This is a genomic window from Paractinoplanes polyasparticus (assembly GCF_019710575.1).
GTDB lineage: Bacteria > Actinomycetota > Actinomycetes > Mycobacteriales > Micromonosporaceae > Actinoplanes > Actinoplanes polyasparticus.
Genome location: NZ_JAHWFK010000007.1, coordinates 257636 through 283016, shown reverse-complemented (window position 1 = coordinate 283016; position 25381 = coordinate 257636). Strand labels below are relative to the sequence as shown.

The 25381-nt window shown below is 67.4% G+C and carries 22 protein-coding genes and 1 tRNA gene; 12 read left to right on the top strand and 11 right to left on the bottom strand.

All coding sequences use genetic code 11. The annotated features are described in order from the left end of the window. Nucleotides 1-136: 136 nt before the first annotated feature. The 3 genes from thrB to KXC43_RS10720 all read right to left on the bottom strand — a co-directional run bounded on the left by thrB (nt 137) and on the right by KXC43_RS10720 (nt 5610). Nucleotides 137-1039 carry a homoserine kinase gene (gene thrB / locus KXC43_RS10730; RefSeq protein ID WP_221375835.1) on the bottom strand — a complete coding sequence of 301 codons (903 nt, stop codon included), beginning with the start codon at nt 1037-1039 and terminating at the stop codon, nt 137-139. A 61-nt stretch (nt 1040-1100) separates the two neighbouring features. Then, nucleotides 1101-2333 (bottom strand): MFS transporter, encoded by a 1233-nt coding sequence (locus KXC43_RS10725; RefSeq protein WP_221375834.1) that lies wholly within the window; start codon nt 2331-2333, stop codon nt 1101-1103. A 64-nt stretch (nt 2334-2397) separates the two neighbouring features. Then, nucleotides 2398-5610 (bottom strand): efflux RND transporter permease subunit, encoded by a 3213-nt coding sequence (locus KXC43_RS10720; RefSeq protein ID WP_221375833.1) that lies wholly within the window; start codon nt 5608-5610, stop codon nt 2398-2400. Between the two features lie 97 nt (nt 5611-5707). Here KXC43_RS10720 and KXC43_RS10715 point away from each other — a divergent pair, with 97 nt between their 5' ends. Then, nucleotides 5708-6199: a MarR family winged helix-turn-helix transcriptional regulator gene (locus KXC43_RS10715; protein ID WP_221375832.1), complete on the top strand. Its 492-nt coding sequence runs from the start codon at nt 5708-5710 to the stop codon at nt 6197-6199. Here KXC43_RS10715 and thrC read toward each other — a convergent pair. From thrC to argS, 4 genes are all read right to left on the bottom strand, one after another. Beyond that, entirely contained in the window at nt 6185-7234 is a 1050-nt protein-coding gene (gene thrC / locus KXC43_RS10710) for a threonine synthase (RefSeq protein WP_221375831.1), read from the bottom strand. The genes KXC43_RS10715 and thrC overlap by 15 nt on opposite strands. Nucleotides 7235-7320: 86 nt before the next feature. Further along, nucleotides 7321-8631, bottom strand: a complete 1311-nt coding sequence (locus tag KXC43_RS10705; RefSeq protein ID WP_221375830.1) for a homoserine dehydrogenase — start codon at nt 8629-8631, stop codon at nt 7321-7323. After that, nucleotides 8628-10013 (bottom strand): diaminopimelate decarboxylase, encoded by a 1386-nt coding sequence (gene lysA, locus KXC43_RS10700; protein ID WP_221375829.1) that lies wholly within the window; start codon nt 10011-10013, stop codon nt 8628-8630. Before lysA ends, KXC43_RS10705 begins: the two co-directional genes overlap by 4 nt. Nucleotides 10014-10015: 2 nt before the next feature. Next, on the bottom strand, nt 10016-11683 hold the full coding sequence (argS, locus tag KXC43_RS10695) for an arginine--tRNA ligase (protein WP_221375828.1): 1668 nt from the start codon (nt 11681-11683) through the stop codon (nt 10016-10018). Nucleotides 11684-11768: 85 nt separating this feature from the next. Here argS and KXC43_RS10690 point away from each other — a divergent pair, with 85 nt between their 5' ends. The 3 genes from KXC43_RS10690 to KXC43_RS10680 all read left to right on the top strand — a co-directional run bounded on the left by KXC43_RS10690 (nt 11769) and on the right by KXC43_RS10680 (nt 13384). Beyond that, nucleotides 11769-12584 (top strand): thioredoxin-like domain-containing protein, encoded by an 816-nt coding sequence (locus tag KXC43_RS10690; RefSeq protein WP_221375827.1) that lies wholly within the window; start codon nt 11769-11771, stop codon nt 12582-12584. After that, entirely contained in the window at nt 12584-13249 is a 666-nt protein-coding gene (locus tag KXC43_RS10685) for a DUF305 domain-containing protein (RefSeq protein WP_221375826.1), read from the top strand. The genes KXC43_RS10690 and KXC43_RS10685 overlap by 1 nt, the downstream gene beginning before the upstream one ends. Before the next feature lie 63 nt (nt 13250-13312). Next, nucleotides 13313-13384, top strand: a tRNA-Arg gene (locus KXC43_RS10680). A 623-nt stretch (nt 13385-14007) separates the two neighbouring features. Here the strand turns inward: KXC43_RS10680 and KXC43_RS10675 are convergent. Further along, complete coding sequence (locus tag KXC43_RS10675) at nt 14008-14259, bottom strand: hypothetical protein (protein ID WP_221375825.1); 252 nt, start codon at nt 14257-14259, stop codon at nt 14008-14010. Between the two features lie 237 nt (nt 14260-14496). Between KXC43_RS10675 and KXC43_RS10670 the strand changes: the two genes are divergently transcribed. The 5 genes from KXC43_RS10670 (at nt 14497) to KXC43_RS10650 (ending at nt 19448) form a co-directional block, all read left to right on the top strand. After that, nucleotides 14497-14811 (top strand): hypothetical protein, encoded by a 315-nt coding sequence (locus KXC43_RS10670; RefSeq protein WP_221375824.1) that lies wholly within the window; start codon nt 14497-14499, stop codon nt 14809-14811. Further along, nucleotides 14811-15143 carry a hypothetical protein gene (locus KXC43_RS10665; protein ID WP_221375823.1) on the top strand — a complete coding sequence of 111 codons (333 nt, stop codon included), beginning with the start codon at nt 14811-14813 and terminating at the stop codon, nt 15141-15143. Before KXC43_RS10670 ends, KXC43_RS10665 begins: the two co-directional genes overlap by 1 nt. Before the next feature lie 21 nt (nt 15144-15164). Continuing rightward, nucleotides 15165-15884 (top strand): hypothetical protein, encoded by a 720-nt coding sequence (locus KXC43_RS10660; protein WP_221375822.1) that lies wholly within the window; start codon nt 15165-15167, stop codon nt 15882-15884. 1 nt (nt 15885) lies between these two features. Then, complete coding sequence (locus KXC43_RS10655) at nt 15886-16212, top strand: hypothetical protein (RefSeq protein WP_221375821.1); 327 nt, start codon at nt 15886-15888, stop codon at nt 16210-16212. A gap of 593 nt (nt 16213-16805) precedes the next feature. Continuing rightward, a complete protein-coding gene (locus KXC43_RS10650; protein ID WP_221375820.1) occupies nt 16806-19448 on the top strand; it encodes a hypothetical protein in 2643 nt (880 codons plus the stop codon). 686 nt (nt 19449-20134) lie between these two features. On the opposite strand, the gene KXC43_RS10645 is transcribed toward KXC43_RS10650, so the two are convergent. Beyond that, complete coding sequence (locus KXC43_RS10645; RefSeq protein ID WP_221375819.1) at nt 20135-20608, bottom strand: hypothetical protein; 474 nt, start codon at nt 20606-20608, stop codon at nt 20135-20137. Between the two features lie 289 nt (nt 20609-20897). Between KXC43_RS10645 and KXC43_RS10640 the strand changes: the two genes are divergently transcribed. Next, complete coding sequence (locus tag KXC43_RS10640) at nt 20898-21872, top strand: GlxA family transcriptional regulator (RefSeq protein ID WP_221375818.1); 975 nt, start codon at nt 20898-20900, stop codon at nt 21870-21872. Nucleotides 21873-22073: 201 nt separating this feature from the next. On the opposite strand, the gene KXC43_RS10635 is transcribed toward KXC43_RS10640, so the two are convergent. Then, complete coding sequence (locus KXC43_RS10635) at nt 22074-23072, bottom strand: ArsR/SmtB family transcription factor (protein ID WP_221375817.1); 999 nt, start codon at nt 23070-23072, stop codon at nt 22074-22076. A gap of 71 nt (nt 23073-23143) precedes the next feature. On the opposite strand from KXC43_RS10635, the gene KXC43_RS10630 reads away from it, so the two are divergent. After that, complete coding sequence (locus KXC43_RS10630) at nt 23144-23923, top strand: isocitrate lyase/PEP mutase family protein (RefSeq protein ID WP_221375816.1); 780 nt, start codon at nt 23144-23146, stop codon at nt 23921-23923. On the opposite strand, the gene KXC43_RS10625 is transcribed toward KXC43_RS10630, so the two are convergent. Continuing rightward, entirely contained in the window at nt 23901-24215 is a 315-nt protein-coding gene (locus KXC43_RS10625; protein ID WP_221375815.1) for a hypothetical protein, read from the bottom strand. The genes KXC43_RS10630 and KXC43_RS10625 overlap by 23 nt on opposite strands. 195 nt (nt 24216-24410) lie before the next feature. On the opposite strand from KXC43_RS10625, the gene KXC43_RS10620 reads away from it, so the two are divergent. Next, the gene (locus tag KXC43_RS10620; RefSeq protein ID WP_221375814.1) at nt 24411-25370 is read left to right on the top strand and encodes an AraC family transcriptional regulator; all 960 of its coding nucleotides are present in this window, start codon (nt 24411-24413) and stop codon (nt 25368-25370) included. The last annotated feature ends 11 nt before the right edge of the window (nt 25371-25381 follow it).

Here is a 25381-nt window from a genome sequence, read left to right as displayed (position 1 = left end):
TGCCTTTGGAGAGGTGAGACGGCCAGAAGGCCATAAGAGTCTCGGGGGTGCGCGCCGAACCGCAGAGATCGCTTCGCGGCTGTGTGCTTGGTCTTGAGCGTAGTCAACTCGTGCGACCTGCGGCAACAGGGCCCCGCTAGGCGAGTTCCACCATACTCCCTTTGACAAGAGCTCCGGCGCCATCCACGCCCAACGACTCGGCGCGCCATTCTGTTCCCGGGTGGAAATCGGCCGGGACCTCGGTCAACGCGAGCACCGACGGGCCGGCCCCGCTGACCACGGCGGCCACACCGACCGAGCGCAGCGACGCGACCAGCGACGCCGTGCCCGGCATCGCATCGGCCCGGTAGCCCTGGTGCAGCCGGTCCTCGGTGGCCGCCAGCAACAGGCCGGGATCGCTGGTCAGCGCATGGGTGAGCAGGGCCGCGCGACCCGCGTTGAAGGACGCGTCGGCGTGCGGCACACCGGAAGGCAGGGCCGCGCGCGCCGACGACGTGTAGCCGCGCTCAGCCGGAATGAAGACTGTCGGATGCACGCCCTTCGCGGGCGTGAGGCTCACCGCACGGGCCCCGGCGCCTTCGTTCCAGGCGATGGTGAATCCGCCGAGCAGACAGGGCGCGACGTTGTCGGGGTGCCCCTCGAGCCGGGCGGCGATGCGCAGCGCGTCGTCGTCGCCGAGATCACTTTTGACCAGGCCGCGGGCCAACTGCACGCCGCCGACGATCGCAGCCGAGGACGAGCCGAGGCCGCGCGCCTGGGGAATGCGGTTGACACATTCCACGGCCAGACCGGCCGGGCGACCGCCGATCTCGTCGAAGGTGGCCAGCATCGCCCGCAGCACCAGGTGGGACTCGTCGCCGGGCAACTCGCCGGCGCCCTCACCGCTGACCGTCACCGTGAAGCCACCCGGGGTGATGCGGGCCGTGAGGTCGTCGTAGAGCGTCAGCGCGAGGCCCAGGGCGTCGAAACCAGGACCGAGGTTGGCGCTGGTGGCCGGCGTGCGCACGGACACCGGTTCGGTGGCGAAGATCAGGGCCATCGCATCATGCTAGGGCTTGATCACTGTCGCGGAGTTGCCGCACCCGGACGACCGGCTCCGGTCATTCAGCCCCGACCGCTGAGGGCTCGCCGGGCGCGAGCCGGCGGGTCGCGATCCGCCAGACGACCGCGTACGTCAGGGTCACCGCTCCGCAGCCGGCCAGAATGATCCACTCGTCGACGATGTCGACCACCGCCGTCGCGCCCAGCTGGCTGATCGCGATGGCCAGCGTGGCCAGCATGAGGTCGGTCGAGAAGACCCGCCCGCGCAGCCGGTCCGGCACCTCGCCCTGCAGCGCGTAGTTCGACAGCACCCAATTGGCCCCGCCCGCGAGGTGGGCCACGAAGACGAGCACCAGCACCAGCGGGAACCACGACGCCACGGCCACGCCCAGATAGCCGAGGCCGTACAACGCCATCGAGAGGGCCAGCCCCGGGAAAAGCCAGGAACGGCGGCGGATCACCGGTCCCAGGACGAAGGGGCCGGCCAGTGCGCCCGCCCCGCGTACCGCGAAGAGAAGGCCGGCCCCGAGCACGCCGGCGCCGTGCAGGCCGGCGATCAGCGGGAAGACGGTGAGCACGCCGTTGCCGAGCCCGGCCGCCATCTTGACGGTCACCAGGGCGCGGATGCGGGGATTGGCTCGCAGATAGCCGAACGACTCGCGCAACGCGTGCCAGGTGCGGGGCGCGGGCGTGCCGGCTTCGCGACCGGCCTGCAGCGGGCGCCGGATAGTCGTGGTCAGCCCGGCCCCGAGCAGCAGCAGCGTGGCGGTGACTCCGAAGCAGACGTACGGGCCGAAAACCGCACCCACCACGCCGCCCAGCGAGGCGCCGACGATCGTCATCGTGCCCCAGGCCGAACCCGAGACGGTGTTCGCCGCGGCGAGGTCCGGCGGGTCGACGACGTTGGGCAGCGCGGCCGAGGCGGCCGGTGAATAGAAGGCCTTCGCCACGGCCATCGCCCCGATCGCCACCAGAGCCAGGGGCGCGGTCGCGGCTGACCGTACCGTGAAGAGCAGCAACACCGCGGCGAAGGCGGCGATGTTGGCGATGATCAGAATTTTGCGCCGGTCGAACCGGTCGGCCACCGTGCCGGTGTAGGGCAGCAGCAGCGCGTTGATGCCGGTGTCGGCGGCCAGCACCAGGCCGCCCCAGACGCCGCTGCCGGTGAGCTCGGGCAGAAGCACGAGCAGGGGGATCATCACAAACCAGTCGGCGCCGAAGACGACCAGCTCGGCCGCGAAGAGCCGCCGGAAGTCACGGTTGCCGGTAACGACCGAGAACGCTGTTGCCACGTACAGGCACGTTACTGCCCGGCCCCGGGCGACCGGTGGCGGCCGGTCGCCCGGGGGCTTGCCCCTACTCCTGGGCCGGCTTCGGGCCCTTCGGCATCTTCAGCACCTCGAACTGGTCGGTGTAGCCGCGCAGGGCGCCGCTGGGCTGCGGCTCGGGCTGCGGCTCCGCATCGTCGACGACCTCGTCCGGCGCGTCCGGCGGAGGAGTCACACCCTGCTTGGCCAGGCGCTTGCGGCGGCGCTTCTCCTTGCTGTTCTCGACCATGGTGTAGAGCGTCGGCACCAGCACCAGGGTGAGCAGCGTCGAGCTGATCAGACCGCCGATGACCACAATGGCCAGTGGCTGCGAGATGAAGCCGCCCTCGCCGGTGAGGCCCAGCGCCATCGGGATCAGCGCGAAGATGGTCGCGATGGCGGTCATCAGGATCGGCCGCAGACGGTGCCGGCCACCCTCGATCACCGCTTCCTGCACGCCCATGCCGGCCGCCCGGTAGTGGTTGATGAGGTCCATGAGCACGATGGCGTTCGTCACCACAATGCCTACCAACATCAGCACACCGATCAGGGCCGGCACACCCAGCGGGGTCCCGGTGATCAGCAGCAGGCCGATCGCGCCGGTCGCCGCGAACGGGATGGAGACCAGCAGGATCACCGGCTGGATGAGGCTGCGGAACGTCGCCACCATGATGATGAAGACGATCGCGATGGCCGCCAGCACGGCCAGGCCCAGCTGCTGGAACGCCTCGGCCTGGTCGGCGCTGGCGCCGCCGATGGTGGCCGTGGCGCCGGCCGCCAGGGTCAGCCCGTCCAGCCTCTTCTGCAGGTCGCGGGTGGCCGCGCCCAGGTCGGAACCGGTGTTGGTGCCGGTGACGGTGACCGTGCGGTCGCCGTCGACCCGGGTGACCTCCTCGGGACCGTTGACCTCCTTGACGTCGGCCACGGTGCTCAGCGGCACCGGGCCGCGGGCAGTGGTGAGCGGCAGGGCCCGCAGCGCCGCCGGGTCGGCCGGCGCGGTGCCGAACGAGATCACCACGTCCTGGCTGGCGCCGTCGACCGTGATCCGCCCGGCCGGAGCCGCCCGGAACGCGCCCGCGACGGTCTGCGCGATGGTGGCCTCGGTCAACCCGGCCCGGGCTGCGGCCTCGCGCTTCACGACCACGTCGAGGCGGGGGACGCTGGCCGCCAGCGAGCTGCTGACCTCGGCCAGGCCGGTGTCGGTCATCGCCTTCTGCACCTGCTCCGACGCGTTGGTCAGAGCCTCCGCGTCGGCTGCCTTGACCTGCACCGAGAGCTCGTTGCCGCCGCCGAGCCCGGAGGAGTCGGCGCCGATGCTGACCTCGCCGATGCCGTTCATCGCGGCGAATTTTTCGCGCAGCTCGTCGGTGATCTTCACGGCGTCGGCGTCCTCGTCGAGGCCCACGTTGAAGCTGGCGCTGCTGGCGCCACCGCCGCCGACGAACGGGTTGAAGTCGCCGCCGCTGCCCAGCGACACCTGGTAGGTCTTGACCCCTTCGGTGTCGGCCAGCACGCCCTCGACCTGCTTGGCCGCGGCGTCGGTGGCCTGGAGGTTGGTGCCGACCGGCAGCTCCTGGGTGATGCTCAGCGAGTCCTGACCCGACTGGTCGAGGAAGTTGGTCTCGAGCCGGGTCGAGAGGCCGAGCGTGCCGATCAGCACGGCCAGGCCGATGGCGAGCGTGGTCCAGCGCCGCTTGGTCGCGAATCGGATCACCGGCAGGTAGCCGCGCTGCAGCGGGTTGCGCCGCTCCTTCTCCTCGGCGGCCCGGCGGATCGCCTCGGTGTCGGCGTCGGCCGGCGGCGGCTTGAGGAACCAGTACGCCAGCACGGGCACCACGGTCAGGGCCACGAACAGCGACGCCAGCAGGGCCACGGTGACGGTGATGGCGAAGGACGAGAAGATCTGGCCGACGAAGCCGCCGACCAGGGCGATCGGCGCGAACACGGCGACGGTGGTGAGGGTCGAGGCGGTGACCGCGCCCGACACCTCCTTGACGGCCGAGATGATCGCGTGGACCTTCGGTTCGCCGTACTCCAGATGTCGCTTGATGTTCTCCAGGACGACGATCGAGTCGTCCACCACCCGGCCGACCGCGATGGTCAGCGCGCCCAGGGTGAGCAGGTTGAGGGTGTAGTCGCCGATCCACAGCGCGATCAACGCGATCAGCACCGAGAGCGGGATCGACACGGCCGTGACCAGCGTCGAGCGGATCGACAGCAGGAAGACCAGAATCACGATCACGGCCATCACCAGGCCCAGCAGGCCCTCGGTGGTGAGGCTCTCGATCGAGCGCTCGACGAACGGCGCCTGGTCGACCACGACGGTCAGCTTCGCTCCGGACGCCGTCTCGAGGTCGGCCAGCTGGTCCCGTACGGCGTGGGAGATGTCGACGGGGTTGCCGTCGGGCCGTGCGGTGACCGCGATGCCGAGGCTGTTGACGCCGTCGGTGCGCGTGTACGAAGTCGCGGCGGGCAGCTTGCTCTCGACCGTAGCGACCGAGCCGAGCCGCACCGGGCCCCGGGCGCCGGTGAGATAGATCTGCTTGAGCTGGTCGATCGAGGTGAGCGAGCTGCCCACCTGCACGGTCAGCGACCGGCTGCCCTCGTTGACCGCGCCGGCCGGCACCGAGACGCCGTTCTGCTGGAGCACGGTGGTCAGCGCCTGCGGATTGACACCGGCCGCGGCGAGCTTGGGCAGGTCCGGCGTGATCACCACCTGCGCCGCGCGGGCGCCGGTGATCTGGGTGTCGCGCACGCCGTCGATCGCGTTGAGCTCGGGTACGACCGTGTCGTTGAGCTTGTCGAGCAGCGCGCTCTCGTCACCCCCGCCCGACGCCGCGAGCACGATGGCCGGGATGTCGTCCGTGCCGCCGGCGAAGATCGTCGGCGTGACGTCGTCCGGCAGCTGCGGCTGCACCCGGTTGACCGCGGTGGTGAGCTGGTTGACGGCGGCGTCGATGTCGGTGCCGAAGACGAAGGCGACGGTCACCGTGGCGATGCCCTCGCGGGTCGTCGACGTGACGCTGTCGATGCCGTCGAGGCCCTTGGCCGCGTCCTCGAGCGGTTCGGTGATCTGGTCCTGAATGACCTCCGGGCCGGCGCCCGGCAGGGTCGCGGTCACGAAGGCCGCGGGGAACTCGATCGACGGGAACAGCTGCTGCTTGAGAGATGGGATGGCGAACAGCCCGAAGCCGGCGATCACGACGGCGATCAGGGCGACGAGACTTCGGTTGGCCAGGCTCAGCCGGGTCAGGAAGGACATGGTGGCTCCCCCGGTAAAAGTTCGTCCAGCATTAATAGTTTGCCCGACACGAACAAATGGTTTTCCGCCGGGGCGCGCTGGTACCGTCCGTCATGAGATGGACTCAGTCCGGCCATCGGCGCGTAAAGAAGAGGGGCCCGCGGCGTTGGCCGACAAACAACAGCTCATCGCGGACATTATGGGCGCGCAGCAGCGGCTGCAGCAGGTGATCGCGGAGGACCGGACGGATCCGCTCTTCTCCTCACACCTGACGCTTTCCCAGCTCAGAATCCTCATACTGCTGGCGCGCCACGGCTCTGTCTCGGGCAGTGAGCTGGCCGGCATGGTCGGGATCGGCGCGGCCGCGCTGACCGGCATGATCGACCGGCTCGTGGTGCAGGATCTGGTCGCCCGCGCGGAGGACCCGCACGACCGGCGGGTACGCCGGATCGCGCTGACACGAGCGGGTAAGGACCTCATCGCGAGCATCTTCAATGCCGGCGAGGAGAAGATGCGTACGCTCCTCAGCCGTCTCTCAGCCGAGGAGCTGGAGGTCGTCGCTCAGGCGACGGCGCTGATCCTGAAGGCGGCCGACTCAGGCGAGGCCTAGCTCCCGCGCGGCGATCAGCACGTCGTTCTGGATCGTGGTCGGCGAGGGCGCGGTCGAGATCGCCCACTCCGGGTCCTTCAGGCCGTGGCCGGTCACCGTGCAGACCACGGTCGCCCCGGCCGGGATCCGGCCCTCGGCCGCCTGCTGCAGCAGGCCCGCCACGCTGGCCGCGCTGCCCAGTTCGACGAAGACGCCCACCTCGCGGGCGAGCAACCGGTAGGCCGTGAGGATCTCGCGGTCGGTGACGGCGTTGATCAGGCCGCCGGACGAGTCCCGGGCGTCCAGCGCCTTGGTCCAGCTGGCCGGGTTGCCGATGCGGATGGCGGTGGCGATCGTCGACGGCTCCTCGACCACCTTGCCGGTGACGATGGGCGCGGCGCCGGAGGCCTGGAAGCCGAACATGCGGGGCAGGCGGGAACTGTTGCCCGCCTCCTTGTCCTCCTGGTAACCCATCCAGTACGCCGAGATGTTGCCGGCGTTGCCGACCGGCAGGCAGTGGATGTCGGGGGCGTCGCCCAGCGCCTCGACGATCTCGAAGGCCGCCGTCTTCTGCCCGTGCAGGCGGAAGATGTTGACCGAGTTGACCAGCGAGACCGGGAAGTCCTGCGACAGCTTCGAGGCGAGCGCGAGGCAGTCGTCGAAGTTGCCGTTGACCTGCAGCAGCTTGGCCCCGTGCACCAGTGCCTGGGCCAGCTTGCCGAGCGCGATCTTGCCCTGCGGCACGAGGACCGCGCAGGTGATGCCGGCCCGGGCCGCGTAGGCCGCGGCCGAGGCGCTGGTGTTGCCGGTGGACGCGCAGATGATGGCCTTCGCGCCCTCCTCGACCGCCTTGGACACGGCCATGGTCATGCCGCGGTCCTTGAACGAGCCGGTCGGGTTGGCCCCCTCGACCTTCAGGTAGACGTCGGCCCCCGTACGCGAGGACAGCGCCGGCGCCGGCACGAGCGGCGTGTTGCCCTCGTGCAGCGTGACCACCGGGGTCTTGTCGGTGACCGGCAGACGGTCCCGATACGCCTCGATGAGTCCCCGATACATGGCTGCGCTCCTCTACGTTTTACGAACTCGGCCCAGCGTGCCGCAGAACTCCGAATCTTGAGACCGGATGTCCATCAATTGGGACTTCAGGCGCCGCCCTCGACCCGCAGCACGCTGGCGATGGACCGGACGATGTCGAGCCGGCCCAGATCTTCGACCGTGGCGGCCAGGTTCGCGTCGGGCGCGCCGTGGGTGACGATCACCAGCTTGGCGTCCTCGGCCCGGCCCGACTGACGGACCGTCGCGATCGACACCTCGTGCTGGGCGAACACCCCGGCCACGGCGGCCAGGACACCCGGGCGCTCGGCCACGTCGAGGCTGATGTGGTAGCGCGTCATGGCCGCGCCGATCGGCCGGATCGGCAGGTGGGCGTAGTTGCTCTCGCTCGGCGCGCGGGTGCCCGCGAGCCGGTTGCGGGCCGCCGCCACGATGTCGCCCAGCACCGCGCTCGCGGTCGGCATGCCGCCCGCGCCCCGGCCGTAGAACATCAGCTGCCCGGCCGCGTCGGCCTCGATGAAGACGGCGTTGAAGGCGTCGCCCACGCCGGCCAGCGGGTGGCTCCGCGGGATCATCGCCGGGTGCACCCGTACGCTGACCGATTCCTGCCCCGACTCGTCGGGCCCGCGCTCGGCGATGCACAGCAGCTTGATCGTGCAGCCCATCTCTTTCGCGCTGGCCATGTCGCCGGCGGTCACCCCGGTCATGCCCTCACGGAAGACGTCGGCCGCGGTGACCCGGCTGTGGAAGGCGAGCGAGGCGAGGATGGCCGCCTTGGCCGCGGCGTCGAAGCCCTCGACGTCGGCCGTCGGGTCGGCCTCGGCGTACCCCAGTTCGCCTGCCTCGTCGAGCGCCTCGCTGAAGCCGGCCCCGGTGGCGTCCATCGACGACAGGATGAAGTTGGTCGTGCCGTTCACGATGCCGGTGACCCGGGTGACCCGGTCGCCGTGCAGCGACTCGCGCAACGGGCGCAGCAGCGGGATCGCCCCGGCCACGGACGCCTCGTAGTAGAGGTCGGCGCCGCCCTCGGCGGCCGCGTCGTGCAGCGCCGCGCCGTCCTCGGCCAGCAGCGCCTTGTTCGCCGTGACCACGCTCTTGCCCGCGCGCAGCGCCTCGACCAGCCAGGTGCGGGCCGGCTCGATGCCACCCACCACCTCGATCACCACGTCGACGTCGTCCCGCTTGACCAGGCCGAGCGCGTCGGTGGTGAACAGACCCGGGTCGATCGGCAGGTCACCGCGTTCCCGGCCGAGGCGGCGCACCGCAATGCCGGCGACCTCGAGCGGGGCGCCGATCCGCGCGGTCAGGTCTTCGGCCTGACGGTGCAGCAGGCGTACGACTTCCGACCCGACAGTTCCGCAGCCGAGCAGGGCCAGGCGGATGGGTTTACTCACGCTCATCCAACATCCAATGCGAGCAGGTCGTCCTCGGTCTCCCGCCGCACGATCACGCGCGAGGCGCCGTCGCGCACCGCCACCACGGGCGGCCGAGGGACGTGGTTGTAGTTGCTGGCCATGCTCCGGCAGTAGGCGCCGGTGCCGGGCACGGCGAGAAGATCTCCGGGCTGCACGTCGGCGGGCAGGAATTCATCCTTCACGACGATGTCCCCGGATTCACAATGCTTTCCCACCACGCGGGCCAGGATCGGCTCGGCGACGCTCGCCCGGCCGGCGATCGTCGCCGAGTAGGAGGCGTCGTAGAGCGCCGTACGGATGTTGTCGCTCATGCCACCGTCGACGCTCACATAGGTGCGGATGCCGTCGACGTCCTTGACCGTGCCGATCTCGTAGAGCGTCAGGACCGACGGCCCGACGATCGCCCGGCCCGGCTCGATCGAGAGCTTCGGCTTGCGCAGCGACGCGAGCTCACATTCCGACTCGACGATCTTGTTGATGCGCTTGGCCAGGTCACCGGCGCTGCTCGGGTCGTCCTGCGTGGTGTACGCGATGCCGAAACCGCCACCCAGGTCGAGGTCGGGCAGCTCGACGCCGCGCGCGTCGCGGATCTGCGCCTGCAGCTCCAGCACGCGGCGGGCAGCGACCTCGAAGCCGTTGGTGTCGAAGATCTGCGAGCCGATGTGCGAGTGCAGGCCGCGCAGCTCGAGGACGTCCTCGTCGAGGATCTTGATGGCCGCCTGGTAGGCCGCGCCGCCGGCCAGCGAGAAGCCGAACTTCTGGTCCTCGTGGGCGGTCGCGATGAACTCGTGGGTGTGCGCCTCGACCCCGACCGTCACCCGGACGAGAACTTGCGGCCTCTGTTGTTTCTCAGTGGCCAGGGCGGTGAGCCGGTCGATCTCCTGGAACGAGTCGACGATGATCCGGCCCACCCCGGCGTCGAGCGCCCGGGTGAGCTCGCGTACCGACTTGTTGTTGCCGTGGAACCCCATGCGCTCGGGCGGGAAGCCGGCCGCCAGCGCCACCGCCAGTTCGCCGCCCGAGCAGACGTCCAGGAACAGACCCTCCTCGTCGATGACCCGGACCACGGCCTTGCAGAGGAACGACTTGCCCGCGTAGAAGACGTCGGCCTCGGCGAACGCCGACGCGAAGTCGCGGCAGCGGGACCGCAGGTCGTCCTCGTCGAGCAGGTAGGCCGGAGTGCCGTGCTGCTCGGCCAGGGCGGCGACGCTCACCCCGCCGATCTCGAGGTGGCCGGCCTCGGCGCGGATCACCGTGCGCGGCCAGAGCTGCGGCACGAGTGCGTTCACGTCGTGGGGGGTGCGCAACCAGGCCGGTCCCCGCTGTCCGAGGTCGCCGTGCAGCGCCCCGGCCTCATGAGCTCGCATCCCTACATCCTTTCGGGCGCCGAGACGCCGAGCAGGCCCAAACCGTTGGCGATCACCGTACGGGTGGCGTCGTTCAGCCAGAGACGGGCGCGGTGGACGTCCGTGATGGGCTCGTCGCCCATCGGCAGCACCCGGCAGTTGTCGTAGAAGCGGTGGAAGTTGGCCGCCACGTCCTCCTCCAGGTAGCGCGCGACATGGTGCGGCTCGCGCAGCGCAGCCGAGCGAGCCACCACCGCCGGGAACTCGCCCAGCGCCTTGAGCAGGTCGTTCTCCTTCTCGTGGCTGAGCAGTTCGGGGTGGAAATCGCCGGGCTCGCCCCGGGTCAGCCCCACTTCGGCGGCGTTGCGGGCCACGCCGGCGGTGCGGGCCGCGACGTACTGCACGTAATAGACCTTGTTGTCCTTGGTGGCCCGGGTCCACTCGTCGATGTCGATGTCGATGGGCGAGTCGGACGAGTAACGGGCCAGGGCGTACCGGGTGGCGTCGACCCCGATGGCGTCGACGAAGTCCTCCAGGGTGATGACCGTTCCGGCCCGCTTGCTCATCCGCATCGGCTCGCCGTCGCGCACCAGGTTGACCAGCTGGCCGATCAGGATCTCGAGGTTGGTGGCCGGGTCGTCGCCGAAGCAGGCCGCCATCGCCTTCATCCGGCCGATGTAGCCGTGGTGGTCGGCGCCCAACATGATCACGACCCGGTCGAAGCCGCGCTTGCGCTTGTCGAGGTAGTAGGCGCAGTCGGCGGCGAAGTACGTCCAGTCGCCGTCGGACTTGCGGAGCACCCTGTCCTTGTCGTCGCCGAACTCGGTCGTGCGCAACCAGGTCGCGCCGTCGGCCTCGTAGATGTGGCCCTGCTCGCGCAGCCGGTCGAGGGCCTCCTGCAGCTCGCCCCGATCGTGCAGGTCCTTCTCGTTGAAGTAGGTGTCGAACTCGACGCCGAACTCGGTCAGCGACTGCTTGATCTCGGCGAACATCAGCTCGACACCGACCCGCCGGAACGTCTCGAGCGCCACGGGCTCGCCCAGCTTCAGCACATCGGGCGCCTCGGCGACCACGGCCGTGGCGATCTCGGCGATGTACGCGCCGCCGTAGCCGTCCTCGGGAGCGGGCTCGCCCTTGGCGCTGGCGTAGAGCGACCGGGCGAACCGGTCGATCTGGGAGCCTGCGTCATTGAAGTAATACTCCGTGCCGACCGTCGCGCCGGACGCCCGCAGCAGCCGGGACAGCGCGTCACCGACCGCCGCCCACCGGACGCCGCCGACATGCACCGGGCCGGTCGGATTGGCCGAGACGAACTCGAGGTTGATCCGCTCGCCGGTCAGGGTGGCGGTGTGCCCGTACGCCGGGCCGGCCAGCACGATGTCGCGCGCCAGCACGCCCGCGGCGGCCGCGTCGAGCCGGATGTTGAGGAAGCCCGGCCCGGCGATCTCGACCGATTTGATGCCCGGCTGCCGCCCCAGCTCCTCGGCCAGGGCGGCGGCCAGCTCACGCGGCGGCACGCCGGCCTTCTTACCCAGCTGCAGCGCCAGCGTGGACGCGTAGTCACCGTGCTCGGGGCTGCGGGGTCGCTCGACCGTCGTCGTCGCGGGCAGCGCCGAGAGGTCGAGGCCGCGGGTCTCGAACACGGCACGAGCAGCTGAGAGAACGGTGGCAGCAAGCTTGGCGGGAGTCACTCAACCATGCTATCGGGGGTAGACTTCGACGCTCGGCGGCCACCCGAGCCCCGCCATCCTTCTCCCCAAGAATCGACGAGGCACGATGAGCATGAGCGCGCCGGGTCCCGAACGGGTCCCGCAGTCCGTCAAGGTCGACAAGACCTCCGGCCAGGGTAAGCCCCCTGCCAAGGCCGCCGCCGCCAAGAAGGCGACCGCAGGCCGAGGCCCCGCCGGCAAGGGCCCGGCGGGCAAAGGCAGCGGCAAGGGCCGCAAGCCGGTCACGCCGGTCAAGGTCGCCGGCAACCGCAACTGGGGCCCCATCGCGGTGGCGGGCGTGGTCGTGCTGATCGCCGTCGGCATCATCGGCTACGGCGTCTTCGCCGCCGTCCAGGGCTCCCGCGGCTGGGAGGACAAGGTCGCCGAGATCGCCGGCGTCACCAACTACCGCGAGCAGAAGAACGCCGCGATCGACGCCCGCGACCACAAAGAGGGCCCGCAGACGTACGTGACGAGCCCGCCCGTCGGCGGCGCCCACAACAGCGCGTGGCAGAACTGCATGGGCGACGTCTACGACAAGCCGATCGCCAACGAGCACGCGGTGCACAGCCTCGAGCACGGCGCGGTCTGGGTGACGTACAAGGAAGGCCTGCCGGCCGACCAGATCGAAGTGCTCCAGAAGAAGGTCCAGGGCAAGGAATACACGTTCATGTCGCCCTACGCGGGCCTCGACAAGAACGTCTCCGTCCAGGTCTGGGGCTACCAGCTCAAGGTCGACGACGTCAACGACAGCCGCATCGACCAGTTCATCCAGGACACCCGCCTGGTCGCCAGCATGGAGCCCGGCGCCGCCTGCTCCAGCGGCAACACCACCACCGGCCCGCTCCAGGCCGCGCCCAACGGCGCCGCCACGGGCAACTGATGCCGGTCTCCACCGACTCGGGAGCGGCGGCCTCGGTCGCCGCTCCCGGCGGTCCACCCGGCGCCGCGCCGCGCACACAGCCCTGGATCGCCATCGCGACCCTGATCCTCGGCCTCGCCCTCGGCGTGGCCGCCGGCCTGGTGATCCCCCGCTTCACCCACCCCGGCACCGACTCGGTCGAAGCCGGCTTCCTGCGCGACATGTCGACCCACCACGCCCAGGCCGTCGAGATGTCGATGACCGCCCACGCGAACTCGTCGAACCCGCGCATCGTCACCCTCGCCGGTGACATCGCCCTGACCCAGCACGGCCAGATCGGCTACATGCAGGCCTGGCTGCGCGACTGGGATCTCAGCCCCACCGGCACCGAGGCCCCCATGGCCTGGATGCCGAACTCCGCGGGCTCGGTGGTCAACGGCCTGATGCCCGGCATGGCCACCCCCGAGCAGCTCGACAGCCTGCGCAAGGCCACCGGAAACGCCCTCGACATCCAGTTCCTGACCCTGATGCGAGCCCACCACCTGGGCGGCATCCACATGGCGCAGGAGGCGATCGAGCTCTCCGACGACGAGAACATCGACTGGCTGGCCCAGACGATGGTCGCCGGCCAGCAGGGGGAACTCGCCCTGATCGACAGCCTGCTGAAAGACCTCCAGCCGGCGTGAGTGCCCGCCCCGATACCGGTTGGCGGGCTCTCTCCGGTGCCTGCTAGGCTCTGAAACCACTGAGCCCCCGTAGCTCAGGGGATAGAGCGTCGCCCTCCGGAGGCGAAAGCGCAGGTTCGAATCCTGCCGGGGGCACCCATATTCACCAGGTAGCAGGGCCATCGACCAGCAGAAATGCGGTTACTGGCACTCTGTGGCCGTCCGGCCGAATCTAGCCGTCGTCGACTGTCAACGACCAATCTTGCCGAACCGGTGCCGAAGTTCCGTAGGGCGACTATTGCTGGACCGGGTCCATCAGCAGGGCCAACACTCGGTGAAGTCACTCACGTCGTCATACGAGTCTGCCACGCAGGTCGTGAGACCCGAAAGGCCGACCGGGCCGATGCTGTTCAAACCGTCTGCACGTCTTCAAGGCGCCGAACGAGCCTCTCACTGCGCCGACGAGGGCGCGTCGCGACCCCCACCCCGGCAGCCAGGCGGGGCTAGCCACCGAATGTCTGCTGGCTGGCTGTGAAGGCCGGACGAGTGGGCCGCCGAGACGACGAACGGGGCCCAGGGGAAGAGAAGCGCGGCAAGCGTGCCCCAGGCCATGCGTAGTTGCGGTTACGGCGTCTCCGACGGGGATGCTCCGGGCGCCCAAGCCGTCGTCCGCTCGTTGGTATGCGTGTGGCTGCGCGCCCCGGCGGGCCATCCGCCGCCCCACGACCGGAGCAAGCCGATAGATCCCCCGCGACCGTCAGTGGGCTTCAGTGCATTTGTCAAGGTCGCGTTGATGCGTTCCGTGGTCCCACCCTGCCCTGATCATGTACGGCGGTGAGCAGGGTGCGCACCTGCATCGGATTGGCGACCTTGCGCCGGTCGATGCCGCCGGAAGCTGTCCTGGGAGGCGTCCATTTCATCGCCGGCCATGGGTTAGCCGACAACGCTTTGATCTCGACCCCGTGTTCGAGCATGCCCGTGAAGATGGCGGTTCCATTCTCATGCCACAAACCATTGGTGACGACAGCCATACGATCTACAAAACAAAGACATCTTCAACACCCGGTACACTTGTCACCCAGCAGCTAGTCGCTCAGCAACTATCCATCGACTACTACCGTTCAACCCAGGGAAAGGCCTACGGGGTACGGAGAGGGTCATGGCCGCCGAGAGAACTACTCACCCGGGCAAGATCCGGCCGGCTCAACCTGGCAGGGAGCTGCGCGGGTCTGGCGAAGCAGTGATGACCGGAATCGGAAGGTGACGTGGTGCGTAATCCTGTGAGGGAGTTACAGCTTGTCGTCGGCAAGCTTGCTCTGCTCCTGACCTTCGCCTACCTGCTGACTCTGCTAGCTGCGATGATCGGTGTTGCCACCGGCAACACGCTTCCCATCCTGGGCTACGCGTTCCTGCTGCTGCCGGGGGTCGCCTTTTACATCTCCGCGCGTGATGCGATCAAGCTCCACCGCGCCGATGACCCGGAGCAAGCAAAGACACTGTTGCGCACCTGCGCCCTATACGGGGTGATCGGTTTGGCCCTGCTCATCGCCACTGGCGTCATCCTGAATTCCATGGGGGACTGATGAGCTTCCGCGTCGAACCCGAAGCGGTCCGCCAGTACGGCGCCGATCTCGCCGCGGTACGTCAAGCCGCAAACGCTGCCAGGAGCTACGTGAACAAGCACGGTCTGCTCAGCGCCCACGAGAAGGGTCTGATCGGAACCGTCATGCCGTCGCATGACAACTTCGTCGATGCCCTCAACCGGATGCTCGGCCACCTGGGCGACCTGCTCGACACCTCCGACACGGCCCTTAAACAACTGGCCGCGACGTATGAGACCGCCGACGAAGCCTCCGCCGCGAAGGTCGACGCCTCGTACCCGGCTGCGCCACGGCCGCCGGTGTCCAGGGACTGACCAGCCCACGGGGGAAACGACATGGACGACCCAACGAGGTTCCTCCTGGAGCCGGCCAAGCCTGACGACAGCATCAGCCAGGGCTTTGTCAACCCAATCGACCTCTTCAACTACGTCAGCCCGTCAGCCTGGTTGAACGCTGCCATCGAGAAGCTCACCGGCGTCGACGTGTTCGGCTGGATGACCGACTGGCTCAGCGGCGACTGGGAGAGGCTCTGGAAGTTCGGCGACGCCATGGCCAACCTCGCCCAGTGCATGCAGCAGATGGGCATCAACATCCAGACTGGCATGCTGCGACTCGACGCCTCTTGGGACGGCAACGCCAGCGACGCGGCCTACAAATACTTCTCCGACCTCGCCGCCGCCACCAGCGGCCAGCAGTTCGCCATTGCCAAGACCCAGGACAGCTACCACAAGGCCGCCCAAGGGGCGTGGCAGCTATCGAACCAGCTCGGCAACCTCCTCCAGGCGCTGGCCGACAAGGCCATCTTGGCCGGCATCGCCGCAGCCGCCGGGACCGCCCTCATCGAGACCGGCATCGGGGCGGTAGCGGGGTACGGCGCTGCTGCCCTGATAGTGCTGGACATGCTCCAACTGATCAACGACGCCTCGGTTCTCATCAACACCGCAGGCACGGTCATCCTCGGCCTGTTCGGCGCCGTCATGGACGCCGCCTACCAAGGCGGGGACCTCAACGCGGTCCCCCTGCCTGCCACCGCCTACACCGGCCCCGGAAACTGACATGACCGACGACAACTTGAACCGCGACCTCGAGCAGATGGCCGGCAACCCCGCCACGGCTCGAGCCATCAAAAGCGCCCTCGACCGGCTCAAGAACGGCGCCGCCGGATCCGACCTCGCCGAGATGGCCCGAGACCTCCTCGACGGCCGCATCCAACTGCGAGATCTCGGCAAAAGCTCGGCGTACGCCGAGCCCCTCACCGAAGCCGTCGGAGGCTTCCAGCAATGGCAGGCAGCCCTGACCGACGAGGAACGACGGGAGCAGCTAGAGACGGCACGCGAGCAGCTTGGCTTGTCCAGCGAGCCGAACAGTTCTGGGACTGCTTGATCCCCCGGCAACCAGCACGGTAGATCGAGCTAAGGTACTTCCGCGGTTGACCGACTTAGGATTGACATCTGGACGATCTGCACTATCACCCCGAGGCAGCGAATGGCTTAGGCTGTCGACCAACTGCTGCCTCATTAAGGGCGTTGGAGATCTTGGACATATCTGCGGTGATAGCCAATCGGCACTGGGCAGCACAGGCCCAGACCTACTTCTGGCGAAGGAGTTCACTGCGCTGGCAAGCGACTCGAACCCTTCAAGCCGTGCAGCGCGAGGCGGGCATAAAGACTAGGCAGTACAAACTTTTTTCAAAGTCATGGGAAGCATTGTCACTTCCTTACTTCCTTCCACTATTTATCCCCCTTATTGTCCTCGCAATCGCTACCGCAGAGACTCGCACATCCTGGTTTTCGAGAGGCCACACCGGCCTCAAAGTATTCCAAAGCAGTGGAGACGCTAGAAATATTCTCGGACTACTCTGGCAAGTTGAGGGGTCTATCCTCGCGCTTGTAACAGCGGTAGTGCTGTTCGCATTTGAGGGCCTAACAAGGTCCCGACCTGGAATACCGATCTGGGAATACGCCGGCCGCTCGGGCATGGCTCAGTATCTGATGCTTGGCGGCGCCGGACTGGCATCCATTCCTGTAGTCCTCCTGTGGTCTTCGGATAAGCCACCCGCTACAGCTACCCACTTGGTTGCCGCCGTCTCCGTAATGGGCATTGCAGCAGTGCCATTCCTCGTCTCCCGAGCCATGAAGATTGTTGATGCAGGGTGGTTGCGGACACAGAGGTTGAGCGAAGTTCGGCGAACAGTGGATGGCTTAGTTCGCGAAGAAGCTATCGAACGCATCGCACTAAATCGCCTTCACGAGGTTTCGAAAACTCACTCAATCGAAGTTCGAACCGTATTCCATGGCGACGTCGGCATAACCCTCGAAAAAGCCGTAGGAGCCGGATCAATTTTCGACATCAACCTTACCCGGCTGTTGTCTAAATCTCGTTCCGCCGAAAGTCTCCGGGTGCTTGCCACCATAGGAGATCGCGTCAACGCCGATACGCCATTACTAGCTGGAAAGATCTCGCGATCCACGGGTCGGCAACGAACGATATTCGCACTAACCCCCAGAAGGCGGGACGATCGTCTGGCAAATCTGCTTGCTCAGATAAAGGAGGAAGGCCTCGAGGCCGTAAGGTCCGAGTCAAGCTCGGGTGTAACGGCGGTAGCCGATACGTATACGGAACTTTGGCTAGCCCTCCCACGGGCGTGGGCGGCTTACGGACAACGTTTAGCGGGAGACTTCCTCAATCAATTTCGGTTTTTCACACTGACTCCAATGGACGCTCTGCGAAAAGATCTATGGGCGCTGCTCGACGTCTCGATCGAGAAAGGACTGCGTGATCATTCAACGTCTCTACTCGGAGTTTCTTACCAGGTAGGCAGCGAAGCAATCGAGCTGGACGCTCCTGACGTCCTAAACGGCGCAGTAGGCCTTGCTAGGTCCGCGCTGCGCTTTCCGAGGGAGGGGCGCGCTGAACTTGCTGAGCTGGTCAATTCACTCGCCTGCAGATATCAGCTTGAGCTATGTCGGTTCAGCGCTATCCCGCGCCTCCAAGATTCTGGCCGCACTGTCCAAGAACGCCGGCAGGCAAGCGATGCGACGAAAGTTCTGTTCAAAAGCATCACTGAGTCACTTAGGTGGTTGCTTGAAAATGGGCAAGTGAAGCTTTTCGAGGAGATTGATCGCGAGTTCATGCAGCTGTTGCGATACTGGAGGCCCGAGTCAGACGACATACTTGCGCGTCAGATCTTAAAACACCCGGATCTTCAGCAGTCATCAGGCATGACAGAAGCGCAGGCACGTCAAGCAATCGAAGTAAACGAGATGCGGGAAGAGTTGATCAGCCTAAGGGCGACATTGAGAATGTCCTTACTGGGGTGGGGACTGCATATCTCACTCCAACAGCCCCTGGGCGATGAGGTCCAGCGCGTCCTAGTGAACCTCGCACGGTCACTCAATGACCTAAATCTCGTTCAAACCGCCGTCGAACTCGCATTCGAGAGAGATAAGGGTCCGCTTTCGGATTGGGTGATGTCCGCCCTGCCCTCTGGTGAGGCCCATTTCATTGACGACGAAGGTCCACTCCTGCGAGCGATCGCGTTACTCCTCTTCACGAATGGCAGCCCTAGCCGCATTCCGCCGTCCGGATGGATGACTCAAGCGAGAATAGACCGCGTCAAATATCTGGTCGAAGAGTTGGCAACCCAGTCATTACTGGAACAGATTGGGCTCGATGCAAACTCGGCCCAGTCATCTGCATCTGCAATCCTCCAGGAATTAGATGAAGCCCGACGTCGACAAGTCGACTTGGAGCGAGAATCGCTTATTGCACAGGCCTTAGACCCTGCAAAGGTTGATGAATTCCGCGCCTTTGTGATAGAAGCCTGGAAGGAAACTCGACTTGTGCCGTCGCTTTTGGAACTGTGCGACACACCCATAACGCCAATCGACTTGGAGTCGCTACAGGGTAAGCGACTTGGCTTCCCCCCAAAACTCGAGCCCAAAGGTCTTTTTGTCAATCCAACCAATTTCGTGGGCCTAGACCATCACGCTAGGGAGTACGGTCGGGGTTTGGCCTTCGGTGAGCTTGAGGCCTTGATTAAAGCGATTGAAAAGAACTCGCCCAAACTGACAGGCAAGGGCCCAATTTCCTCTAGACTTGAACAGACCCTGCAGAAACTCAAGGACGATGGTTACAGTCCGTCATTAATCGTGCTTCCCTCTGATCATCAAGTATTATCGAAGCTAGGGCTTCCCCCACGCTGGCAGCGGGAACACGAAGGGGGCAAAATTAACGATTTTTTCGTGGGCGAGATCCTCGGCATCCCGGCTATTGGCTGGCGCACCACTGAAAGCGACCGACTATACGCAATTGACGTCTCGCATTTCGCAGAAATTGGGGAGGTATTGGACGAGAACGGAAACCCCGCATTGCCCACCTGCGATATTCGGCGTATGGATCTATCTTCGGCTGAAAAGACCATCCGGCATTGGAATCGCGGGCGCAACACTCCCCCAGCGAATCAAATGACTGTTGATGATATTCAGGCTAGTGTACGGGTTGATGTTCAACGGCCATTCAGGATCCGCGTCCTCGATTCGAAGGCGGCTAGATCGGTGTGGATACCGCCCACTGCGAGGCGCAAGCGGACCGCACAATCAGGACCAGCGCCGGACTGATGGGAACATGACGTCCAATCACCGTCTACCTGTCTACCCGCAGGAGCGGGCTACCGCCGCGTCAAGACGGTCTTTGAGATCGGCAAGCCGGGTCGCCGGGGCGGGGGACCGAACGGGCGGAGTATCTACAGTCCGAACAGCTACCCCGTCGGAGTCGACTCTCGCCTCGCGTATGTCCTTGCCGAATACGTACCGAGAGAGAGGGCTTGCTCTGATCCGACACGACGTTGTCCCAGTTCAGGGACTCAACCCGTTAGTCTTCAGCGTCGCCCTCCGGAGGCGAAAGCGCAGGTTCGAATCCTGCCGGGGGGCACCGATCGACACCAGCACTTTCAGGCCGCTGACCCGCATTAGCGGGCCAGCGGCCTTACTTGTACGTCCAGCCGTGACCAGCCCTCTACGACCGTCCGCGGCAGACGCGCGGCCAGGTTCACGGCCGCGGTCCGGCCGAGCCTCCCGAGACAGTCTGGGGCGCCACCGGCCAGACCGATTGCGTCTTCGACCCCTCCGCCGCATGGTGACATTCTCGTCGTCGAGGCACTTCGTGTGAATCCGCAACAGAATCTCGATCGACCGGCCGGCTTTCAGCAACCTGGTTCGACGGCACTCCCCCGAGACAACGCTCTGTGCCAGCTGCCGGTTCTTACGGTTGCCATCTGCCAACTACCTGACCGATGCGGCGAAACTCAGTGGAAGGCGTCCCTGGTAGGTAATGTCATGTTGTTGGCGTAGGCGGGCGATACCTGCACCCTGTTCCCGTCCTCTACGGTTTTCCCGAAGCAGACCGAGAACGAACGCGGGGCGACCGACGAGCTCGAGCATGACCATGAACCGTGCCATACGTTCGAGTTGGTTCTCCACAAATCCAACATGGCGTCGGCGGAGAAGTAGGTTGAGCGGCGGTTCTGGACGATCACCGCCCCCTGTACCGCGTTCCCGGACCCCCTGACCGCGCAGACCTGGGCGATGACATCGGTGGCGATTGATCGAGAATCGTTGGCGCACCGCCACGAGGATGTGCCGGTGCTGGTCGGATTGTCACTGCCGTACGCGCGCCACGAGCCGGGAGCCGCCGAAGCCGGACTGGCCGTCACCAGGGGTAGTCCGAGAGCAACGATGCTCGTGGCCGCCACCCAGACGGCGAGATTCTTGAAAGTCATTCAGAGTCCTTTGCTATGACGGTCGCCGTCGCGGCGCGAACGTGAACGCTTTTTCCGCATTGCGATGCGCGCTCCTTTCAGGAGTGGCGGTGAACCGTCGATCATCGACTGCCGATCGGTAAGCATCAGGGCCGGCGCGCTGAAGCGGCGTCCACGTGTGCATCGACCCATCCCCGTCGAGGATCGCGGTCCCCTGCCATCGGCAAGGGCGTTACCGAGCCTGACGCCTGTGCGCTCAGCAAGAAAGTGGCCCGAACGCCATCTATCGCGGGTTTCGTGCCAATATACGATGGTGAATGTTTTCAGCCGTGTTGTCGCCTACGCACCGCCCGGTGTGACAGGCCTCGGCCTCGGCGTGGTGACCGGAGTCTTCGCCGCGAACGGCGTCTTCGACCTCCGTCCCGGTCTGCCGGTCTTCGATCTCACGATCTGCGCGCGCCGCTCCGGGATCCTGCACACCGACAGCGGCGTGCCCCTGCAGATCGAGCGCGGCTTGGACGCATTCGCCGGCGCCGAGCTGATCATGGTGTTGCCGGGCACCGGGTTCCGCCACGACCAGGACGACGACCTGTTGGACGCGCTGCGGGCCGCCCACCGGCGCGGGGCGATCGTGGCCGGCCACTGTGTGGGGTCGTTTCTGCTGGCCGCCGCCGGCCTCCTCGATGGATTGGAGGCAACCACTCACTGGCAGTACGCCGGCGAGATGGCCGCCACCTACCCAGAGGTCACGGTGCGCCGCGACGCGCTGTACATAGACCATGGCCAGGTCTCCACCGGGGCCGGCGCCACCGCTGGGTTCGACCTCAGCCTGCACCTGCTGCGGACGCACCACGGCGCTACAGTCGCCAACCGCATCGCCCGAAACCTGGTGACACCGCCGCATCGAGCCGGCGGGCAGGCACAATATCTTGACACCCCAGCAACCTCCGGCAGCGGGGACGACCGGATCGACGAGGTGCTGAGCTGGGCTCGACAGAATCTTCACCGGCGCCTTTCGGTGGACGAGCTCGCCACCCGGGCAATGACCAGCCGCCGTACGTTCCTGCGCCGGTTCCGACGGGCAACCGGGGCGTCACCGCACGCCTGGCTGACCACTCAGCGCCTGTACCAGGCCGAGGAGCTCCTCGAGACCACCGAGCTATCCGTCGAGCACATCGCCCATCGCGTCGGCTACACCAGCGCCGCCGCCCTGCGCGACCAGTTCGTCCAGCGTCGAGGCGTGCCGCCGCGCGACTATCGACAAACGTTCCGTGCGACTCGGTGAAGCATGCTGCGACGCCGGTGGGGAATGCTCAGACGGTGGGCTCGAGTGCGCGGCTCTGCAGACTCGCAGGCGCCAGGCGAAAGCCAGCGGTCTGACCTCGTTCGTGAGCTGCGACAAACGGCGGGCTTCGGCGTAGAGACGCCCACCGGCTGACAACCCGCCGGCGAGGTTGCCGGCCACACCGCCGCCACAGCAGACACCTCAGTGAGCATCGGGTCGAAAATGAGCTTCGGGTCGAACCGGCTGCGGCGGCGGGAGATTGCCGGCTGCTGTCAGGAGGGCCTCGGCGGTAGGGGTTCGGGTGTTGAGCAGGGAACGTCCCTGGCGGTGGGTTGTCACCAGGCCGGCTGCTCGCAGAGTGGTCAAGTGCTGGGAGACGCCGCCGGGGGTTATGCCCGTTCGGTGGGACAGGTCCGTTGTGGAGAGTGGGGCGGCCAGCTCCATCAGCATCCGGGCCCGGCTGCGGCCGATGAGGGCCGTCAGGGCGTCGGGGACGGTGGGTGGGGGCTCCCACACCGTGGCTGCGGCGCGCGCGGGGTAGGCCAGCTGCGGGACGGGGCCGGCGGAGACGCTCAGGACTGTGGGCCAGACGAAGACCGAGGGGATCAGAATCAGGCCGGAGCCGGTGGGGACGTCGGCGGCCGCACAGTGGGGCTGGTTGATGTGCAGGGTGCCGTTGTGCCAGGTGACCTGGGGATGCAGGTCGGCCAGGACGCCTGCGGTGCCCTCCTCGGCCAGGCGGCGGGCGCGGTGATGGACCTCGGCGTCCAGCAACGCTTTCATTCTCGGCCAGGTGGGTGCCACCGCGGTGTGCCAGAACGCCTCGATCTCGCCGGACAGGCGGGACAGGCCGGCGCTCGGGTCAGCGTAGAGGCCGGCCACGGGGACGGGCATCAGGTCCAGGTGGGCGCGGACCACCTCGGGTGGGGTGGCGCGCAGGGTCGCCAGTTCCGTGGGCAGGTCGGCGGCCAGGCCGGTGGGCGGTGGGGTCAGGAAGTCGGGGGTGTAGCCGCCGGGCGGTGCCACCAAGGCGGCGAGCAGGCTGTCGGCCGGCAGGTGCGCCCGGTCGGCCCAGTCGCGGTAGAGCGCGGGCACGCCGGGTGCGCGCAGGATGCGTACGGCGGCCAGCACCTCCCACAGGCACGAGACCGCGAAGCGGATGCGGGTGGCGGCGGGGGCCGACAGGGCGATCGAGACCATGGGGCGGCTCCGTGGATTCAGCTGTGGCTCAAACCCTACGGATTCCGGGCCGCCGGGCGAAGACTGGTCGCGTGGACAACATCTTTCGCTCACTGCACGTTCCGGGGAAGCCGCTCGTGCTGGTCAACGCCTGGGACGCGGCCAGCGCCCGGATCGCGGAACAGGCCGGCTCGAAGGCGGTCGCTACGACCAGTGCCGGTGTCGCCTGGAGCCTGGGCGCGCCGGACGGGGATGCGCTGGGGCGGGACGACGCGGTCGCGCTGGTGCGGCGGGTTGTGGGCGCGGTATCGGTGCCGGTGACGGCCGACATCGAGTCGGGCTTCGGAAAAGCACCGGATGATGTGGCGGAAACCGTACGAGCCGTGGTCGCGGCCGGGGCGACCGGCGTCAACATCGAGGACGGTGACCGGGACGCCGACGAGCAGTGCGCCCGGCTGACCGCGGCCCGGGCCGCCGGTGGCACGAGCCTGTTCATCAACGCGCGGCTCGACGCCTACCTGCGAGGCCGGGGCGACGTGGCCGAGGTGATGAGCCGGGCCGAGGCCTTCGTCGAAGCGGGGGCCGACGGCATCTTCGTCCCGGGGGTGGTCGATCCCGCCGTCATCCGCGAACTGGTGCGGATTCCGGCGCCGCTGAACGTCCTGATCGGATCGTCGGCCGGCCCGAGCGTCGCCGAGCTGGCGGCGCTGGGCGTGGCCCGGGTGAGCCTGGGCTCGGTGGTCGCCCAGGCGGCGTACGCGATGGTCCGGCGCGCCACCCAGGAGGCGCTGACCTCGGGCACATACGCCGCCGTGGCGGACGCGCTGGACTACGGCTGGATGAACGACCTCATGACTCGGCGTAGCGCGTAGGCGGGAACGGGTTGTCCGCGCTGAGCGGGGTGGTCTCCCCTTCCGCCTCCTGACGGGCGGTGACACTTTCGATGTCCTGCTCGTCGTTGTCGGCCTGCGGGTCGAACGGCACCGGGTCGTCGGTGGCGGCGGGGACGTCGCCCGGGTTGTAGTCGGTGACCCCGGCGTCGGCCCGCTCCTCGTCGGCGCGGCGAGCCAGCTCGTCGTCGTCGAGGTGTGCGGGGGCGCCGCCGTGGAACCGGCGGTCGCGCTGACCCTCGGCCGCCTCGGTGTTCACATCTTCGCTAGCCATTTCGCTTCCCCTTCCCTCCGGGCTCGTGCCCGAGCCTGTCCTACCCCAGCCCTTGGTGGCGGTAACCGAAGCGTGCCCTGGATCGCAGCGACACACCAGGGACCGACACGCAGCGTGCCGACTTGCCGTGCGGAGCGTTACACCGTAGGCATTCTTGGGTAGGCGTCCCGCCCCCGCGGCCGCGAAGGGGAACCCATGGCACTCACAGCAAAGCCGGAACGGTTCGACGTGCGGACCCGCGATCGCAACGTCGCCGCCGAAGCCATCACCCGCCTGGCCCGGCACCGGGCCCGTGTGTCGTTCGACGACCCGGACGCGGTTGATCTGCGTTTCCACGAAAGCCTGTACGGCGATATCGACAGCTCGCTGATCCGGTTCGGCGGGGTGCGTTACCGGGCCGAGGCCGAGCCCATGCAGTCCCTGCTGTCCGGCTTCATCGCCGAGGGCGGCGCCTGTCTCGAGAGGCGCGGCGAGACCGTGTCGTTGACGCGCATGCAGGGCATGCTCTTCCCGCCCGGCACGCCGATCACCGGCGAGTACGACGATGCTGTGGTCGTCCTCCTCCGGCTGCCCGTCGAGGTCGCCGCGGACCTGGCCGAGGCCGCAACCGGTCTCCCGGCCGAGAGGCTGGAGTTCACCGGGATGACGCCGGTGTCGGAAAGCGCGCGCCGGCAGTGGGTGCAGACCACCGACTTCGTGTGGCGACAGTTGAGCACGCCCGGGGCCGAGCCGCCGCCGTTGGTGACGAGCCAGCTGCTGCGGCTGGTGGCCGCCACAGCGATCTCGGTGTTCCCCAACACGTCCATGATCGGAAACTTCGGCCCGGACAGCGGTCAGGTCGGCCCGGGCGTGCTGCGGCGGGCCACCGCGTTCATCGAGGAGCATCCCGCGAGCCCGCTGACCGTCCGCGAGATCGCGGACGCGGCCGGGGTCGGCATCCGTGCGTTGCAGAGCGCGTTCCGCCGCCACCTCGAGGTCACCCCGATGGCGTACCTGCGACGCGTACGCCTGGAACGCGTGCACCGCGAGCTGCGGGCCGGCGGCGTCACCGTGCAGGAGTCGGCCCGGCGCTGGGGTTTCGCCAACCTGGGCCGGTTCGCCGCCGAATACCGCGCCGAGTACGGCGAGGCCCCGAGCCGGACCCTGCGCGGCTGACCACCGGGCGT

Bases quoted from the DNA above. Each gene is read 5' to 3' on its own strand.
- thrB (WP_221375835.1), bottom strand. From the start codon at position 1,039: ATGGCCCTGATCTTCGCCACCGAACCGGTGTCCGTGCGCACGCCGGCC.
- KXC43_RS10720 (WP_221375833.1), bottom strand. From the start codon at position 5,610: ATGTCCTTCCTGACCCGGCTGAGCCTGGCCAACCGAAGTCTCGTCGCC.
- KXC43_RS10715 (WP_221375832.1), top strand. From the start codon at position 5,708: ATGGACTCAGTCCGGCCATCGGCGCGTAAAGAAGAGGGGCCCGCGGCG.
- thrC (WP_221375831.1), bottom strand. From the start codon at position 7,234: ATGTATCGGGGACTCATCGAGGCGTATCGGGACCGTCTGCCGGTCACC.
- KXC43_RS10705 (WP_221375830.1), bottom strand. From the start codon at position 8,631: ATGAGCGTGAGTAAACCCATCCGCCTGGCCCTGCTCGGCTGCGGAACT.
- lysA (WP_221375829.1), bottom strand. From the start codon at position 10,013: ATGCGAGCTCATGAGGCCGGGGCGCTGCACGGCGACCTCGGACAGCGG.
- KXC43_RS10690 (WP_221375827.1), top strand. From the start codon at position 11,769: ATGAGCATGAGCGCGCCGGGTCCCGAACGGGTCCCGCAGTCCGTCAAG.
- KXC43_RS10685 (WP_221375826.1), top strand. From the start codon at position 12,584: ATGCCGGTCTCCACCGACTCGGGAGCGGCGGCCTCGGTCGCCGCTCCC.
- KXC43_RS10675 (WP_221375825.1), bottom strand. From the start codon at position 14,259: ATGGCTGTCGTCACCAATGGTTTGTGGCATGAGAATGGAACCGCCATC.
- KXC43_RS10665 (WP_221375823.1), top strand. From the start codon at position 14,811: ATGAGCTTCCGCGTCGAACCCGAAGCGGTCCGCCAGTACGGCGCCGAT.
- KXC43_RS10660 (WP_221375822.1), top strand. From the start codon at position 15,165: ATGGACGACCCAACGAGGTTCCTCCTGGAGCCGGCCAAGCCTGACGAC.
- KXC43_RS10655 (WP_221375821.1), top strand. From the start codon at position 15,886: ATGACCGACGACAACTTGAACCGCGACCTCGAGCAGATGGCCGGCAAC.
- KXC43_RS10650 (WP_221375820.1), top strand. From the start codon at position 16,806: ATGGCTCAGTATCTGATGCTTGGCGGCGCCGGACTGGCATCCATTCCT.
- KXC43_RS10645 (WP_221375819.1), bottom strand. From the start codon at position 20,608: ATGACTTTCAAGAATCTCGCCGTCTGGGTGGCGGCCACGAGCATCGTT.
- KXC43_RS10640 (WP_221375818.1), top strand. From the start codon at position 20,898: ATGGTGAATGTTTTCAGCCGTGTTGTCGCCTACGCACCGCCCGGTGTG.
- KXC43_RS10635 (WP_221375817.1), bottom strand. From the start codon at position 23,072: ATGGTCTCGATCGCCCTGTCGGCCCCCGCCGCCACCCGCATCCGCTTC.
- KXC43_RS10625 (WP_221375815.1), bottom strand. From the start codon at position 24,215: ATGGCTAGCGAAGATGTGAACACCGAGGCGGCCGAGGGTCAGCGCGAC.
- KXC43_RS10620 (WP_221375814.1), top strand. From the start codon at position 24,411: ATGGCACTCACAGCAAAGCCGGAACGGTTCGACGTGCGGACCCGCGAT.